This window comes from Micromonospora sp. NPDC005237, assembly GCF_040607775.1.
GTDB lineage: Bacteria > Actinomycetota > Actinomycetes > Mycobacteriales > Micromonosporaceae > Micromonospora.
Window position 1 is genome coordinate 62,952 of the sequence record NZ_JBEXHJ010000013.1, and the last position, 15,195, is coordinate 78,146.

Genomic DNA, 15,195 nt, shown 5'->3' on the forward strand with positions numbered 1-15,195 from the left:
ACCGACCTGTTTTCCTGTCGGAGGGGGAAGGCAGAATCACATTCGTGCTGGTGGCGGTGGTGGCGGGCGAACGCGGTGGGGGAGAGCTGCGTCCGCTCGACGCCGCCGGCCGACCCGTCGGCCCGATCGAGACCGTCAGCGACCTCGCGGCCGCGATGGCCGCACGGGAGGCGGCCGAGCACCCACGGTGGGTCTGGGCCACCGCGGGCGCGATCTACCCGGCGCTGTTGCGGGCCGGGGTGCGCGTCGAGCGGTGCCACGACGTGGAGTTGACCGAGGCCCTGTTGCTCGGGCAGGCCGGCCGTTGGGGTGAGCCCCGCTCGCTGGCCGCCGCCTGGGCCCGCCTGACCGGTGCTCCGGTGCCGGCCGACCCGCCGCCGCGCGCCGCCGCGCCGCCCGGGCACGGCCAGGGTGCGCTCTTCGACACGCTGCCCGGTCCGCCGGGGCCGGGCATCGAGGCACTGACCCGGGTGTACGCCGACCAGCTCGCCCGGGTCGCCACCACCGAGCACCCGGGCCGGTTCCGGCTGCTGGTGGCCGCCGAGTCGGCCGGCGCGTTGATCGCGGTGGAGATGGGCGTCGCCGGGCTGCCCTGGCGGGCCGAGGTGCACGACGCGATCCTCGCCGAGCTGCTGGGGGAGCCGTCCCCGGTCGGCGGGCCGCCGCGCCGGTTGGCCGAGTTGGCGGCCCGGATCGCCGACGCGTTCGGCGTCCGCCAGCTGCACGCCGACTCCCCGGCCGAGCTGCTCAAGGCGTTCGCCCGGGCCGGGGTGGAGCTGCCCAACACCCGGGCCTGGGTGTTGCGCGGGGTGGACCATCCGGCGGTGCCCCTGGTGCTGGAATACAAGGAGCTGTACCGGATCTGGACGGCGCACGGCTGGTCCTGGCGTGAGCAGTGGGTGCGCGACGGGCGGTTCCAGCCGGAGTACGTGCCGGGCGGGGTGGTCTCCGGCCGCTGGGCGACCCGGGGCGGTGGCGCGTTGCAGATCCCCAAGGTGATCCGCCGGGCGGTGGTGGCCGACCCGGGCTGGCGGCTGGTGGTCGCCGACGCCGGCCAGTTGGAGCCCCGCGTCCTGGCGGCGGTCTCCGGCGACGCGCGGCTGGCGGCGGCGGGCGGCGCCGGTGACCTGTACGCCGCGCTCGCCCGGGACTCGTTCGGTGGTGACCGTCCCCGGGCCAAGGTGGCCCTGCTCGGGGCCATGTACGGGCAGACCGGCGGTGCGGCGGTGCCCGCGCTTGCGGTGCTCAAACGCAGCTACCCGACGGCGTTCGGCTACGTCGAGGCGGCGGCGCGCACCGGCGAGGCGGGCGGGTTGGTGCGCTCGTGGCTGGGGCGCACCTGCCCACCCGGCTCGGTCGGCCTCGGTGACCCCGACGAGGGGCCGACCGATCCGGACGCCGCGGCCGATCGGCAGAGTCCTCGGGCGCGAGCCGCCCGGTCCCGGGGGCGCTTCACCCGCAACTTCGTCATCCAGGCCACCGCCGCGGAGTGGGCCTCGACGCTGCTGGCCACACTGCGCACCGAGTTGTCCGGCACCGACGCCGAGCTGGTCTTCTTCCAGCACGACGAGGTCATGGCGCACTGTCCGGCCGAGCAGGCCGAGGCCGTGGCGGCGGCGGTGAGCCGGGCGGGTGAGCGGGCCACCGCGCTGCTGTTCGGTGACACCCCGGTGCGCTTTCCCCTGGATCTGTCCATCGTCGACTGCTACGCCGACGCGGCCTGACCGGCTCGCACTGCGTGGCCGGTTCGGCGAGCGTGGCCGGTTCGGCGGAGGTCATCGCGCGCGATGATCAACTCCACATCGCCGACGTAGCGGCATCCAGGCACCTGAATACCCCCAGGTGGGCGACGTGGAGTCGATCGTCCACCCGGGGGTGCGCCAGTCGGTCGCCGGGCCGTCCGGTGCTGCGGCGGTGGCGGAGTACGCCATCGCAGGCCTCGCCGTCGGTGGTCCGGTGCGTAACGGTTGCACTATTTTCCCTTTTCGCCCCGCCACTCATGCGCGGCCCTCCTCGTTGCAGTGTCCGTAGGAGGGGGCCGGCCGTCAGGGTCGATCCCGTGCTTGAGGGGGCGCAGCTGAACCGGATCGCAGGAATGATCATCGCCGCAGGAGGGGGACGCCGTATCGGGGGTCCCGAGGCGCTGCTGCACCAGGGAGGAAAGCCCCTGGTCAACCAGATGATCGACACGATGACCGAGGCGGGCTGCGAGCAGATCGTGGTCGTGCTGGGGGCCGCCGCGGACCAGGTCCGGGAGACCACCGACCTGGGCAAGGCGACCGTTGTGATCAACAAGGCGTGGGGCACCGGGGTCGGCTCGTCCATCCGCGCCGGTCTGGCCGCCATGGACGACGCGGGGATCGAGGCGGTGGTGGTGGTGCCCGTCGACATGCCGGGCCTGACCGCCGCGGCGGTCCGCCGGGTGGCCGCGCTGCCGTACCCGGATGTGCTGGTCTGCGCCACCTACGACGGGCTGCGCGGGTACCCGATGCTGTTCGGCCGCCGGCACTGGCCCGGCATCGCGACCCTGGCCAGCGCAGACGTGGGCGCCCGGCCGTACCTGTTGGCGCACAAGGACCAGATCGTCGACATCGCCTGCGACTCGGTGGCCGACGGCAGCCGGGTCGACAGCCCGGAGCTGATGGCGCTCTACGGGCTCACCGTCCCGCCGCAGCGCGTCGGCGTCTAACAGATCACCACCCCGCCCCGCGCCGATCTTGTAGTTTCGGTTGTTGGAATGCGTTGAATGGGCAGAGTCGGCGCCGCCAGCGACAACGCCGCCATGGAATCCTTCTTCGGACTTCTGCCGAACAACGGAGCAATTGTCAAGACCTGTGGATGGATCGCTCAGGGGACGTAGACGAGGTGCACGCGGTAGCGGTATCCGGGCCCGTGCTCGAAGACGTGGACATCGAGGACCAGGTCGCTCCTGCCTTCTTCTTCGGTCCAGAGGTCGACCAAGCAGCGCCAGTGATCGCCGTACCACAGTGCAACAGACGTGTTCCAGGATTCGTCTGGTGGGGTGATCAGCGTGACCGCGCCGTAGTCGTCGACCGCCTGGAGGCATTGTTGCGAGATTTCGGGCGGAACTGGCTCTACTGACGGCAGAGCTGCGCCGATAACGGCGTCTCGTCGCACCAGCGAGTCCACGACCGCCTTGAGCGCCGGCCGCCAGACCTCTGGAATGGGAACCTCGAGCGAGGCATCCTTCACCGGATCGCCCACCTGTGCCTCCTCTGCGATGCCCACGGATGATTGCGTGATCTTGGTTAGGCTGCGGTACGGACCTTGGCCGGGGTCGGTGCGGCGGTCAGCCCAGGGCAGGGCAGGGCGGCGCTGGGGGCGTGCGGAGCCGGGGCGCGGCGTGGGGAGGCAAGCCGTTACTCCGCGGGCTGGTCCAGCTCGCCGGTGGCGGCCAGTCGCCGGTACCAGTGCGCGCTGTCCTTCCAGATGCGTTCCTGCGTGTCGTAGTCGACGCGGATGATCCCGAACCGGCGGTCGTAGCCGTAACCCCACTCGAAGTTGTCCAACAGCGACCAGACGAAGTAGCCCCGCACGTCCACGCCCTGCTCGCGGGCGTCCGCCACGGCGGAGATGTGCCGGCGCAGATAGTCGATCCGCCGGTCGTCGTGGATCCGGCCGTCGGCCGACACGACGTCGTCGAAGGCCGCGCCGTTCTCGGTGATCATCATGGGCTGGTTCGGGTACTCGCGGTGCAGGCGCAGCAGCAGCTCGGTCAGGGCCGGCGGGTCGATGTTCCACCCCATCGCCGTGTACGGGCCGGGCTGCGGCAGGAAGTCGACGTCGTCGGCGCCGACCCACGGCGAGTGTGCCGACGCGCCGTGACCGTCAGCGTCCGAGCGGGCCGAGTGCCCGTCCCAGGCGCGAACCAGGGTGCTGGAGTAGTAGTTCACGCCCAGCACGTCCAGGGGCACGGCGGCCACCTTCTCGTCGCCCTGGTGCACGAACGACCAGTCGGTGACGCCCGCCGTGTCGGCCAGCAGGTCGGCCGGGTACGCCCCGTTCAGCATCGGGCCGAGGAACGCCCGGTTGGCCAGCGCGTCGATGCGGCGGGCCGCGTCGACGTCCGCCGCCGAGTCCGACGCCGGGCGAATCACGTGCAGGTTCAGCGTCACCGACAGCTCGGCGGTCGGGGCCAACTCCCGGACCACCCGGCCGGCCAGGCCGTGCGCGAGGTTCAGGTGGTGCACCGCCGCCAGCGCGGCCGCCGGCTCGGTCCGTCCCGGCGCGTGCACGCCCGAGCCGTAGCCCAGGTACGCCGAGCACCACGGCTCGTTCAGCGTGGTCCAGGTGTGCACCCGGTCGCCGAGCGCGGCGACGATCCCCGACGCGTACTCCTCGAACCGCAGCGCCGTGTCCCGCACCGGCCACCCACCGGCGTCCTCCAGCTCCTGCGGCAGGTCCCAGTGGTACATGGTGGCGACCGGGCGGACGCCGCGCTCCAGCAGGCCGTCGACCAGCCGGGAGTAGAAGTCCAGGCCGGCCTGGTTGAACCGGCCGGATCCGCCCGGCTGCACCCGCGGCCAGGAGATCGAGAAGCGGTACGCGCCCAGGCCCAGCTCGGCGATGTGGTCGAGGTCCTGCGGCCAGCGGTGGTAGTGGTCGGCGGCCACGTCGCCGGTGTCGCCGTTCAGCGTCCGCCCCGGGGTGTGGCTGTAGGTGTCCCAGATGGACGGCCCTCGGCCGTCCTCGGTGGCCGCGCCCTCGATCTGGTACGCCGCCGTGGCCGAGCCCCAGAGGAAGCTCTCCGGGAAGGTGCGTGCCGTCATCGTCCTGCTACCTCCGTCCCGGCGACCACGCAGTGGTACGCCGACGAGTCACCCGCCACCAGTTCCGCGGTGGCCACGCCGTCGCGGAAGCTCACCTCGAACTCCGCGCCCGGCCCCTCGCCGGGCGACGGAATCCGTACCCGTTGCCGTTGCCCCTCCGCCGGAGCGTAGAGGCGCAGTTGCACACCGTCCGCCCAGTCGTAGTCGGGCCGATCGGAGCGCGATCCGAACGGGATCACCGCGCCCGGCCGGGCGAGCACCGGCAGGCTGTCGAACTCGTGCTTCTCGGTCACCCAGGCCGGGCCGGTGAGCTGCGTGCCGGTCACCAAATGCGTCCACGTGCCGGCGGGCACGTAGAAGGTGACCTGGCCGTCGGCGCTGAGCACCGGCGCGACCAGCACGTCGGAGCCGAGCATGTACTGCCGGTCCAGGTGCGCCGCGGCCGGGTCGTCCGGGAACTCCACGATCATCGGACGCATCATGGGGATCCCGTCGCGGTGCGCCTCCTGCGCGGCGGCGGCCAGGTACGGCATCAGGCTCAGCTTGAGCCGGGTGAAGTGCCGCAGCACGTCGACGGCCTCCTCGTCGTACGCCCACGGCACCCGGTACGAGCCGGAGCCGTGCAGCCGGGAGTGCGAGGAGAGCAGGCCGAAGGCGATCCACCGCTTGAAGACGGCCGGGTCGGGGGTGCCCTCGAAGCCGCCGATGTCGTGGCTCCAGTAGCCGAAACCGGACGACGCCAGGGACAGCCCGCCGCGCAGCGACTCGGCCATCGCGACGAACGTCGACTCGCAGTCGCCGCCCCAGTGCACCGGGAACTGCTGCCCGCCGGTGGTGGCCGAGCGGGCGAACACCACCGCCTCGCCCTCGCCCCGCTCGGTCTCCAGCAGCTCGAAGACGGCCTTGTTGTAGAGGTAGGAGTAGTAGTTGTGCATCCGCTGCGGATCCGAGCCGTCGTGCCACACCACGTCGGTCGGGATGCGCTCGCCGAAGTCGGTCTTGAAGCAGTCGACGCCCATGTCCAGCAGGACCTTGAGCTTGCCGGTGAACCAGCGGACCGCGTCCGGGTTGGTGAAGTCGACGAGCGCCATGCCGGCCTGCCACTTGTCCCACTGCCAGACCGACCCGTCCGGGTTGCGGACCAGGTAGCCGGCCTGGCGGCCCTCCTCGAAGAGGTACGAGCGCTGCGCGATGTACGGGTTGATCCAGACGCACACCTTCAGGTCGCGCTCGTGCAGCCGGCGCAGCATCCCCTCGGGGTCGGGGAAGGTCGCCGGGTCCCAGACGAAGTCGACCCAGTGGAACTGGCGCATCCAGAAGCAGTCGAAGTGGAACACCGACAGCGGCAGGTCCCGCTCGGCCATCCCGTCGACGAACTCGGTCACCGTCTTCTCGTCGTACGAGGTGGTGAACGACGTGGACAGCCACAACCCGTACGACCAGGCGGGCACCCGGGCCGGCCGGCCGGTCAGCGCCGTGTACCGGCGCAGCACGTCCTTGGGGGTGGGCCCGTCGATGACGTAGTAGGTGAGGGACTGGCCCTCGACGCTGAACTGGTTCTGCGCCACGACCTCCGAGCCGACCTCGAACGACACGTGCTCGGGATGGTCCACGAAGACCCCGTAGCCGGCGCTGCTCAGATAGAACGGCACGTTCTTGTACGCCTGCTCGCTGGCGGTGCCGCCGTCGGCGTTCCAGATGTCGACGGTCTGGCCGTTCTTCACGAACGGGCCGAATCGCTCGCCCAGCCCGTACACCGTCTCGCCGACGCCGAGGGCGAGCCGCTCGTGCACGTGCCGGCGGCCCTCGCCGTCGGTGACGATGCCGACGCTGCGCGCGGTGGAGGCGGTGATCAACCGGTCGCCGTGCAGGAACTCGACCCGCCAGCCGTCGATGAGCGCCACCCGGGCGGTCAGTTCGCCGGTGGTCAGCGACGCGGTGATGCCGGTGATGTCGACGGTGACCGGGTGCGCGTCGTCGGTGGTCAACCCGAAGTGCGGCTCGCGGGGCAGCCCGCCGCTGTGGTGACCGATGGTCACCCCGACGACGCCGGGGGCGGGGGAGAAGAACCGGACGGTGACGACGGGCCGGTTGAGGGTGTCGCCCCGACCGGTGATCTGACCGGCCGGCGCGAAGACGGTGAAGCCGCGCTCGTCCGGCTCGACCGATTCCACTGTGCCGGGGCGCAGCACGCTGACCCCCGGGCGCAGTTGCCAGTACCCGTCGGTGAACTTCACTTCTCGGCTCCTGCCGTGATGCCGCGCGCCAGAGTGCGCTGGAAGATGAGGAAGAAGAGGATGGCCGGCACCAGGCTGATCAACGCGCCGGCGTTGGTCGTCGGGGCGTCCATCAGCCGGTCGCCCTGCAACGACGCCAGCGCGACCGGGATGGTCTGCGTCTGGTTGTCGATGAGCATGACCAGCGGGATGAGGAACTCGTTCCAGGTCCAGATGAAGAAGAAGATGAGGAGTACGGCGAGCGTGGGCCGCAGATTGGGGAAGACCACCCGCCACAGCACCGTCCACTTGCCGGCGCCGTCGAGCGCGGCGGCCTCCAGCAGCGAGCGCGGGAACGTGCCCAGGACCGAGGCCAGCAGGTACGTGCCGAACGCGCTCTGGATCACCGTGAAGATGATGATCACCGAGAGCCGGGTGTTGTAGAGGCCGATCTCCTTCGCCACGTAGTAGAGCGGGTAGATCAGCGCCTCCTGCGGCAGCATGTTGGCCAGCAGGAACAACCCGACGATCCACAGCCGGCCGCGGACCCGGCCGATGCCCAGGGCGTACGCGTTGAGCAGGGACACGACGACGCCGAGCACCGCCACGGATCCGGCGATGAGCGCGGAGTTCCACAGCTTGAGGGGGAAGTTCACCTCGGTCCAGTACGTCCGCAGACCCTTGGTGTAGAACTCGCCCGGCCAGCTCAGCGGCCCGCCCGACGAGTAGTCGCCGGGCGACTTGAACGCGTTGAGCAGCATGAACGCGAACGGCACCAGCATGACGAGCGCGCCGAGGGTGACTCCGACGAGCACGACCCAGCGGCTGACGCCGCGGTGGTGCCGGTCGCGGACGGGCCGGTGCACCGGCGTGGGCACCGGCGTGAGCGTCACGGCCATGTCAGAACCCCCGGTCCCGGCGCTCGCTGCGCGCCTGCATCCAGATGAAGACCACGGCCACCACGACGATGATCAGCGTGAGCACGGTGGAGATCGCGGAGCCGTAGCCGACCTGGAGTTTCTTGAAGAACGTGTAGTACGCGAAGTACGACGGCACGTTGGTGGCGTTCTCCGGGCCACCGCGGGTCAGCGCGAAGATCGGCCCGAACACCTTCAGCGCGGCGATGGTGCAGGTCAGGGCCACCACGAAGGTCTCCGGCCGGATCTGCGGGAGGGTGATCGCCCGGAACCGGTGCAGCCAGTTCGCGCCGTCGACCTCGGCCGCCTCGTACAGCTCCGGGTCGACCCGCTGCAACGCCGCCATGAAGACGACCACCGGGTAGCCGATCTGCACCCAGATCATCACCGCCATGACGGCCGGCAGGGCCGTGCCCGGGTCGCCGAGCCAGTCGTGGCGCAGCGCGCCGAGGCCGACCGCGTGGAGCAGGCTGTTGAACGCGCCGTCGGGGCGCAGGATCCAACCCCAGACGATGCCGGCCACCACCACGGGCAGCACCTGCGGCAGGTAGAACGCGGCCCGCAGCGCGGCGGCGGTACGCGGCTTGAACCGGCGCCCGATGACGTCGAAGAGCACCGAGGCGAGCAGCAGCCCGAGCAGGGTGGGCACCACGACCATCGCGACGATCATCGCCACGGTGTTGCGGAACGACGCCCAGAACACCTCGTCGTGCAGCAGGCGCTGGTAGTTGTCGAACCCCACGAAGGTGGGGTCGCCGATGCCCGACCACTTGGTCAGCGACAGGTAACCGGTGCCGACCAGGGGCGCGCCGATGACCAGGACGAACAGCACCGCTCCGGGGAGCAGGTAGAGCCAGTAAGCCGCGTTGCGGCCGCGCGGTCCGCGGCGGGGCTTGGGCGGGGTGGGGGTCGCCGTCGGGTGTGGGGCGGCGACGGTCTCGGAGACTGCCATGGAAGATCCTTCCCGGCGGGGCGGGCGGGCACGCCGGTCGTGCCGGTCGTGCCCGCCGCTCGCCGTGTCACTTGCCGGTGATCTCCTTGACGCCATCGGCGTACGGCTTGGCGATCGTGTCGAGCACCTGGTCGGGGGACTTCGACCCGTTGATCAGGCCCTGGAAGCCACCGACCAGCACGTCGTAGTAGCCGGGCACCGGCCAGTCCGGGTAGAAGGCCAGGCCGTCCTGCTTGCTGACCGTGTTGAAGTCCTCGATCAGCTTGCGGTCCTTCGGGTCGCTGATCTTCGACGCGTCAGCGGCGACCGGGACGCCACCGTTGTTGCCGATCAGGTCCTGGATCTCCGGACGCAGGGTGATGTCGATGAAGTCGTACGCCAGGCTCTTGGCCTTGCTGTTCGACGGGACCACCCAGATGTTGCCCGACGAGCCGGCGTTGAGGGTGTTGCCGGGGAAGAGGAACGTGTCCCAGTTGGCCTTCATCTCGGTCTTGAACCGGCCGTACCACCAACTGCCCGAGACGATCATCGGGGTCTTGCCGGCGATGAACGCGGTGCCCATGTCCTCGGCCTTGAGGCTCGCCGAGTTCTTGGCCACGTAGCCCTTGCGCACCCACTCGGCGAAGGTGTCCGCGCCGTACTTCAGCGGGTCGGCCTTGAAGTCGACCGGGTTCTTGTAGAGCTGGTAGTTGTCGACGAACTGCCGGTCGGCCTTGGAGAGCGCCAACTGGTAAAAGAGCTGCCCGGCCGGGTACTCCGCGCCGGCCATGCCCAGCGGCGTGACGCCCTTGCCGACGAAGGTGTCCATCGCGGCGGTCATCTCAGCCATGCTGGTCGGCACCTTGACGCCGTTGCGCTCGAACAGGTCCTTGTTGTAGTAGACCGTGACGTACTCGCCGTAGTTCGGCACGCCGAACCAGTTGCCCGACCCCATCACGCCCTTGTCGCTGTACCGCGCGGTGGTCTGGAGGCTGGGGCTGAGCTTGCCGGCCCAGCCGCGCTTGTCGGCCTCGGCGCTCAGATCGGTGAGCAGACCCTGCGACGACAGCAGGCCGGCCGTCGCGTTGCCCTTGTTGTACTCCATGATGTCCGGGCCCTCGGACGAGTTGATGATCATGCCGGCGTTCTGCTGGATCTGCTCGAACGCCTTGCGCTCGAAGCGCACCTCGACGCCCGGGTGCTCGGCCTTGAAGATCTCGATCGCCCGGTTCCAGCCGACCCCCATCGCGCTGTTCTCGCTCTCGTAGTGCCAGAGCTTGAGGGTCTTGGCCCCGCTGTCGTCCTCGCTCTCGCCGCCGCCGCACGCGGCCACGGTGGTCGTCGCGGTCGCCGCCAGGGCGATCGCCGCGACGATCCGGCGGAATCGCTGCATTGCTATCCTCCTCGTTGAGTATCGAGCCCGGTACTTCACTGGGTCCGTCGTCGCGTTGCCGCGCGGCGGCGGGCCGTTTTCGCTGGTCAGCCCCCGCCCGTCGGGGACGGTTCGGTGGTGACTCGTGCCGGCCGACGTGGCCCGGCGGTCGATCCCCGGATCTCCAGCGCGCACGGCAGCAGTTGCTGGTGGCGCTCGTGACCGGGCCCGTCCAGGTGGCGCACCAGCGCCTCGATCGCGATCCGGCCCAGGGTCGACCCGGGCGACGTCATCGCGGTCAGCGCCGGGGTGGCCAGCTCGGCGACCTGTGGCGAGGTGACCATCGAGACGACCGAGACGTCGTCGGGAACCGACAGCCCCCGTCCGGTCAGCTCGCCGAGGATGCCGAAGATCGCGGTCTCGTTCATCGCCAGCACGGCGGTCAGCTCCGGCGTCCGCGCGAACGCGGCGGCCAGGGCGGCCCGCCCACCGGCCGCGCTGTCCTCGGCCGGAATCATGACCGGCTCCAGGCCGTGCCCGGTCATCGCCGTGACGAACGCGTCCCGGGTGCGCAACGCGGGACCGTAGCCGCTGGCGAGCGTGGCGGCCGAGTGGTTGACGTAGACGATGTGGCGGTGTCCCAGGCCGACCAGGTGCGCGACGGCCTCCCGCACGGTCTGCTCGAAGTCGATGTCGACGTAGGAGAGCCCGGTGGTGTCGCCGGTGCGCCCGATCAGCACCAACGGCACGCCCGCCTCCTGGAGCACGGTGACCCGCTCGTCGGCGAGCTGCACCTCCATCAGCACGACGCCGTCGAGCATCCGCTGGCTGGCCAGCCGCCGCAGGTCGTCGAGGTTGCCCCCGCCGACCGGTGAGAGCACCAGGTGATAGCCGACGGCGCTGGCCGCGGCGGCGGCGCCGGTGACGAACGCGGTCTCGGTCGCGCCCAGGCCGCGCTCGTCCATCGGCATCAGCAGGCCCAGGATGCGGCTGCGCCGGCTGGCCAGCCCGCGGGCCATGGCGTTGGGCTGGTAGTCGAGCTCGGCCATAGCGGCGAGCACCTTGTCCCGGGTGGCCTGGGAGATCGGCCGGGTGCCGGTGAGCACGTACGACACGGTGCTGACCGAGACCTGCGCAAGGCGGGCGACGTCGTGCATCGTGGCCACCGCGCACCTCCTCCGGCCCGGCGTGGGATCGCTCCCGAATGATCGTCGAAGCGTTTCGACGAAGCGTTTCGACAGACGCTAGGCCACCTGTTACGGCGACGTCAATAGCCGATGTCGAAAACAAGTCGGGCCCACTCAGCCGCCCTCCTGGGCCCTTCGCGCACACCCGCCGCGCCGTGCCGTGACGCGCCATGATCGCGCTCGATCCTGGAAGTAGTGCCCTCGAACCGTGGGGAGGCCACTACATCAAGGATCGAGCACGATCATGGGCGCGGGCGGCGTGGTGACGGCCCCGGCTGGGGCGCTTTACGGCAGGTCGAACAGGGCGGCGGCGTTGTTCCAGCAGACCGCGCGTAGCCAGTCGTCACCGAGGTCCAGCCGGGCCAGCCCGGTCAGTTGGTCGGCGTACGGGTAGGGGATGTTGGGGAAGTCGCTGCCCAGCAGCACCTTGCCGGCGAGGCCCAGGTCGCGCAGCCGGGGCAACTCGTCGGCGGGAAAGGGCACGAACCGGTCGAAGAACGGCGTGAACGCCATGGTGGTGTCCAGCCGGACCCGCTCGTACGCCTCGGCGAGGTCGAGGAAGGCCCGGTAGTCCGGCGCGCCGAGGTGCGCCACCACTGCGGTCAGCCGGGGGTGCCGGGCGAGCAGGTCGGCGAACGGGGCGGGCCCGGTGTGTGTCGTCCCCACCGGGGCGTGCCCGGCGTGCACAACCACCGGCACCTCGGCGTCGGTCAGCGTCCCCCACACCTCGTCCAGCGCCGGGTCGGTGGGGGAGAAGCCGCCGACCTGCACGTGCACCTTGAACAGCCGGGCTCCGTCGGCCAGCGCGGCCTCGACGTACGCGGCGGCGCCGGGCTCGGGGAAGAAGGTCGCCGAGGGCAGGCAGCCCGGGGTGTCCCGAGCGAACTGCAGCGTCCAGCGGTTGAGGTCCGCCGCCATGCCCGGTCGATGGGGGTACGCCAGCGCGCTGAACGCCCGTACCCCGAGGTGGCGCAGGTGGGCGACGCGGTCCGCGTCGCTCCACCGGTAGCGGATCGGCCACTCGGTGCCGACCAGCGGCCCGGCGGCGTCGAAGTACTCCCACACGCGGCGCAGCAGCCTCGGCGGCAGGAAGTGCACGTGCACGTCCGCCAGCCCGGGAAGTCCCAGCGCGCGCCAGAACTCCGGCACCCGCCCGTCCTCGGCCGGCGGTGACGGCGGGCTCTCCGCCGGGGGTGACGCGGGGGCGGCGTGGGTCATACGTCGATGTTGAACCGTTGCAGCACCGATGGCGCGACCAGGCCGGCGGTGGCGAGCACCGAGACCACGGTCAGCACGGCGCGCAGCACGACGACCTCGGTCTTGCTGCCGGTCCGCAGCGCGATGCTGTTGGGCAGGCCGATCATCGTCCACATGCGTCGGCGGATCGGGATCGGCCAGAGGATCGGCACCCCGGCTCTGGTGATCATGTCGCCGAGGATGTGCACGAAGCAGCCCACCCCGACGGCCGTGCCGATCAGGGGGTAGCCCCGCCCACCCGGCAGGTTGGCGAAGGTGAACCAGGCCGCGCCGGCCGACGCGAGCGTCACGATCACCCAGCCGGCCCGTTCGGCCCACTCGTCGAAGAGCCCGCGCAGGGCGAGACCGAACATGAAGAACAGGATCGTGATCACCGCCCACTTGCCGTACGCGGCGCAGAGGGCGGTGGTGCCCCAGCCGACCAGCAGCGTGAACGGAAGCGTGTGGGTCAGCGTCCGGTGCCCGTTGTTGCGACGCGGATCCTTGCTGAGCTTCGTCGCGTAGTAGACACCGAGCGAGATCTTCTCCATCACCTCGGCGACGAAGAGCGAGAAGACCCCGAACGTGCGGGCGACGGTGGCGCCACCCTGGTTGCGGGTCACCTTGCCGGACAGGTCGAGGTCGGGAAAGAGCGCTCCGCCCGCGCACACCGCCGTGCCCACCGCCAGCGCCAGCGGCGACTGGTGGTAGTCGGCGAACTGGTCCAGCGCCCAGGACCCGGCCAGCCATACCGCCGCGCCGGACAGCGCGTGCGACGGTCCCATCATCTCGGCTCACCCTCCCCAGGGATCTTGAGCGCCAAAACTACGCCACTGTAGCCAGCGCCGGTGTCGCAGGGGCGTCAGTCATGCGGTCCACATCGGACAGTGTCAGAGGGTGGGCGTGAAGCTCTGCCGGATCATCACGAAGTATGCCGCGTTGACCTGCCAGTCGAACTCTTTTGTCAACCACGAGACGGTGTAGGCGCGCCCGGCCGAGGTGTTGGCGAGCAGCCGGATGCTGTGCACCCGCTCACCGGCGGCGTTCTCCCAACTGCACTCCCAGAGGGCCCCGCCGTCGAAGACGTCGAGCGCCGAGATGTCCACCTTGCGGTAGCCCGGCAGCGCGCCACCGGCGACGAGCCGCTTCTCCTCGGCCTTCCAGTGCGCCACCGGATCGACCTGCGGCGGCCCCGCCTCGACGCTGAGCACCCGGGCCCCGCTGGGCTCCCGGAAGCAGGTCACCGCTCCTTCGGTCCAGCGTGCCCAGGCCACCGGTGCTGCGATGCGAAAGCCGGTCGGGTCGACGTGCCAGGTCCAACCGTCCCGCAGTCCGTACCGCGCGTCGCTGGGCGGCGACGCCGACGGCACCGGGGTGGCCGTCGGCGGCGGAGGTGCCGCGCAGGCGAACGCGGCCGGTCGGGTGGCGGTCGCGCCACCTCCGGCGCCGGACGGCGGCATCCGCTCGTCCTGGTGGTTGAGCAGCGTCGCCGTGACACCCCCGGCGACGAGCAGGACGGCGGCGGTCGCCGCGCCGCTGAGTGCGATCAGCCGTCGGCGTCGGCCGTTCGGGCGGGCCGTCGGCGGGCGGATCGGCGGCGCCGCGTCGTCCGGCGGACCCGCCGGGCCGACCGGGGTGGACGCTGCCGACCGGCCCGCGCTGCGGACCGCCGCCACCGCCGATGTGGGAGCCGGCCCGGCTGGCCGGTCGCGGTCGGCGGCCGCGGCGCGCAGCAGTTGCTCGGCCTCGATGGCGGTCAACCGCCGCCAGGGGTCGCGCTGCAACAGGCCGGTGATCACCGGACGCAACGGGCCGGCCCGGCGCATCGGATCCGGCGGTTCGGTGGCCAGCGCGCTCAGCGTCGCCATCGCGCTGGACCGGGCGTACGGGGACTGCCCCTCGACCGTGGCGTAGAGCGTCGCGCCCAACGACCACAGGTCGGTACGCGGATCCGACACGCCCTCGCGGGCCCGCTCCGGCGCGACGAACTGCGGCGAGCCGAGCACCAGGCCCGGGCCGGTCATCGCCCCGTCCCCGCCGTCGAAGGTCGCCAGCCCGAAGTCGGTGAGCACCACCCGCCCGTCGTCGGCGACCAGCACATTGTGCGGCTTCACGTCGCGGTGCAACACGCCGGCGCTGTGCGCCGCCCGCAACGCCGCGAGCACGGCCAGCCCGATCCGGGCGGTACGTTGTGGACTCAGCGGGCCCTCGGTGTTGATGATCTGCTGCACCGACCGGGATGCCACGTACTCCATCACGATCCACGGATTTTCCCGGTCGTGCACCACGTCGTAGAGACGCACGACGTTGGGATGGTTGAGCCGTGCCGCCGTGCGGGCCTCGCGCATCGTCCGCAGTCGTAGTTCGGCGCGCTCGGCCTCGGCCAGCCAGGATGGCGGCACGACCTCCTTCACCGCCACGTCCCGGTGCAGCATCTCGTCGCGGGCCAGCCATACCCGGCCCATCCCGCCGGTGCCGACCAGGTCGAGCAGCCGGTACCGACCCGCGATCAGCAACTGCTGCACGGTCGCTCCCCCTCGGTCACC

General features: G+C 71.1%; 12 protein-coding genes. 2 read left to right on the forward strand and 10 right to left on the reverse strand.

What is annotated here, in order from left to right; translation table 11 throughout:
- The first annotated feature begins 14 nt into the window (after positions 1-14).
- Both ABZT87_RS28815 and ABZT87_RS28820 read left to right on the forward strand, forming a co-directional pair.
- Positions 15-1,724: a bifunctional 3'-5' exonuclease/DNA polymerase gene (locus ABZT87_RS28815; RefSeq protein ID WP_355139495.1), complete on the forward strand. Its 1,710-nt coding sequence runs from the start codon at positions 15-17 to the stop codon at positions 1,722-1,724.
- A gap of 371 nt (positions 1,725-2,095) precedes the next feature.
- Positions 2,096-2,689, forward strand: coding sequence for an NTP transferase domain-containing protein (locus ABZT87_RS28820; RefSeq protein WP_355139497.1), 594 nt, complete (start codon positions 2,096-2,098; stop codon positions 2,687-2,689).
- Positions 2,690-2,847: 158 nt separating this feature from the next.
- Here the strand turns inward: ABZT87_RS28820 and ABZT87_RS28825 are convergent, their stop codons facing one another.
- The 10 genes from ABZT87_RS28825 to ABZT87_RS28870 form a co-directional block, all read right to left on the reverse strand.
- Positions 2,848-3,225 (reverse strand): hypothetical protein, encoded by a 378-nt coding sequence (locus tag ABZT87_RS28825; protein WP_354858377.1) that lies wholly within the window; start codon positions 3,223-3,225, stop codon positions 2,848-2,850.
- 155 nt (positions 3,226-3,380) lie between these two features.
- Positions 3,381-4,790, reverse strand: a complete 1,410-nt coding sequence (locus tag ABZT87_RS28830) for a GH1 family beta-glucosidase (protein ID WP_355139398.1) — start codon at positions 4,788-4,790, stop codon at positions 3,381-3,383.
- The gene (yicI, locus tag ABZT87_RS28835) at positions 4,787-7,027 is read right to left on the reverse strand and encodes an alpha-xylosidase (RefSeq protein WP_355139400.1); all 2,241 of its coding nucleotides are present in this window, start codon (positions 7,025-7,027) and stop codon (positions 4,787-4,789) included. The genes ABZT87_RS28830 and yicI overlap by 4 nt, the downstream gene beginning before the upstream one ends.
- Positions 7,024-7,905, reverse strand: a complete 882-nt coding sequence (locus ABZT87_RS28840) for a carbohydrate ABC transporter permease (protein WP_354858371.1) — start codon at positions 7,903-7,905, stop codon at positions 7,024-7,026. Before ABZT87_RS28840 ends, yicI begins: the two co-directional genes overlap by 4 nt.
- 1 nt (position 7,906) lies before the next feature.
- Positions 7,907-8,875, reverse strand: a complete 969-nt coding sequence (locus ABZT87_RS28845; RefSeq protein ID WP_355139402.1) for a sugar ABC transporter permease — start codon at positions 8,873-8,875, stop codon at positions 7,907-7,909.
- A gap of 67 nt (positions 8,876-8,942) precedes the next feature.
- Positions 8,943-10,247, reverse strand: a complete 1,305-nt coding sequence (locus ABZT87_RS28850) for an extracellular solute-binding protein (RefSeq protein ID WP_355139404.1) — start codon at positions 10,245-10,247, stop codon at positions 8,943-8,945.
- An 86-nt stretch (positions 10,248-10,333) separates the two neighbouring features.
- On the reverse strand, positions 10,334-11,383 hold the full coding sequence (locus ABZT87_RS28855; RefSeq protein WP_355067179.1) for a LacI family DNA-binding transcriptional regulator: 1,050 nt from the start codon (positions 11,381-11,383) through the stop codon (positions 10,334-10,336).
- Between the two features lie 315 nt (positions 11,384-11,698).
- Positions 11,699-12,631, reverse strand: coding sequence for an amidohydrolase family protein (locus ABZT87_RS28860; RefSeq protein WP_355139406.1), 933 nt, complete (start codon positions 12,629-12,631; stop codon positions 11,699-11,701).
- Positions 12,628-13,437, reverse strand: coding sequence for a metal-dependent hydrolase (locus ABZT87_RS28865; protein ID WP_355067169.1), 810 nt, complete (start codon positions 13,435-13,437; stop codon positions 12,628-12,630). The genes ABZT87_RS28860 and ABZT87_RS28865 overlap by 4 nt, the downstream gene beginning before the upstream one ends.
- 102 nt (positions 13,438-13,539) lie before the next feature.
- A complete protein-coding gene (locus ABZT87_RS28870) occupies positions 13,540-15,174 on the reverse strand; it encodes a serine/threonine-protein kinase (RefSeq protein ID WP_355067170.1) in 1,635 nt (544 codons plus the stop codon).
- Between the last annotated feature and the right edge of the window lie 21 nt (positions 15,175-15,195).

Bases quoted from the DNA above. Each gene is read 5' to 3' on its own strand.
- ABZT87_RS28830 (WP_355139398.1), bottom strand. From the start codon at position 4,790: ATGACGGCACGCACCTTCCCGGAGAGCTTCCTCTGGGGCTCGGCCACG.
- ABZT87_RS28840 (WP_354858371.1), bottom strand. From the start codon at position 7,905: ATGGCCGTGACGCTCACGCCGGTGCCCACGCCGGTGCACCGGCCCGTC.
- ABZT87_RS28865 (WP_355067169.1), bottom strand. From the start codon at position 13,437: ATGATGGGACCGTCGCACGCGCTGTCCGGCGCGGCGGTATGGCTGGCC.
- ABZT87_RS28820 (WP_355139497.1), top strand. From the start codon at position 2,096: ATGATCATCGCCGCAGGAGGGGGACGCCGTATCGGGGGTCCCGAGGCG.
- ABZT87_RS28845 (WP_355139402.1), bottom strand. From the start codon at position 8,875: ATGGCAGTCTCCGAGACCGTCGCCGCCCCACACCCGACGGCGACCCCC.
- ABZT87_RS28860 (WP_355139406.1), bottom strand. From the start codon at position 12,631: ATGACCCACGCCGCCCCCGCGTCACCCCCGGCGGAGAGCCCGCCGTCA.
- ABZT87_RS28850 (WP_355139404.1), bottom strand. From the start codon at position 10,247: ATGCAGCGATTCCGCCGGATCGTCGCGGCGATCGCCCTGGCGGCGACC.
- ABZT87_RS28855 (WP_355067179.1), bottom strand. From the start codon at position 11,383: ATGCACGACGTCGCCCGCCTTGCGCAGGTCTCGGTCAGCACCGTGTCG.